Annotated in this window: 1 protein-coding gene; it reads right to left on the bottom strand. The window is 59.3% G+C overall.

Annotated elements, in window-relative coordinates:
• Nucleotides 1-668 (bottom strand): HAD-IC family P-type ATPase (locus AC1DH9_RS30310; protein WP_477809477.1); only part of this gene is annotated, 668 nt, incomplete at both ends.

Genomic DNA, 668 nt, shown 5'->3' with positions numbered 1-668 from the left:
GTATTTCAACGTGCTCGAGCACCGCCACGTCCAGCAGGTTTTTCAGCCCGGTCTGGTAGTAGCTGTTCAGGTAGGCCATTTCCAGCACGTCTTCGGACTCTTCGCCCCAGACGTCGACATGCCGCGCCAGGAAGATCTTGTCCTGGGTCAGGGTGCCGGTCTTGTCGGTACAGAGCACATCCATTGCGCCGAAGTTCTGGATCGCATCAAGGCGTTTGACGATGACTTTTTTGCGCGACAGGAACACCGCGCCCTTGGCCAGGGTCGAGGTGACAATCATCGGCAGCATTTCCGGAGTCAGGCCGACGGCGATGGACAGCGCGAACAACAGCGCCTGCATCCAGTCACCCTTGGTGAAACCGTTGATGAACAGCACCAGCGGCGCCATCACGAACATGAAACGGATCAGCAGCCAACTGACTTTGTTGACGCCGGTCTGGAATGAGGTCGGCACGCGATCCGTGGCGCCGACACGCTGGGCCAGCGCACCAAAATAGGTGTTGTTGCCGGTGGTCAGAATTACCGCGGTGGCCGCACCCGACACCACGTTGGTGCCCATGAACAGAATATTGTCGAGGTCCAGCGGGTTGCTGGTGTCGTTGTCCTGCTGGCGCGGGAATTTTTCCACCGGCATCGATTCACCGGTCATCGCCGCCTGGCTGACGAAC

The sequence above is a fragment of the Pseudomonas sp. 05T35 genome (genome assembly GCF_056396605.1).
The sequence above is the reverse complement of the archived record's forward strand: the minus strand, read 5'-3'. Positions and strand labels throughout refer to the sequence as shown.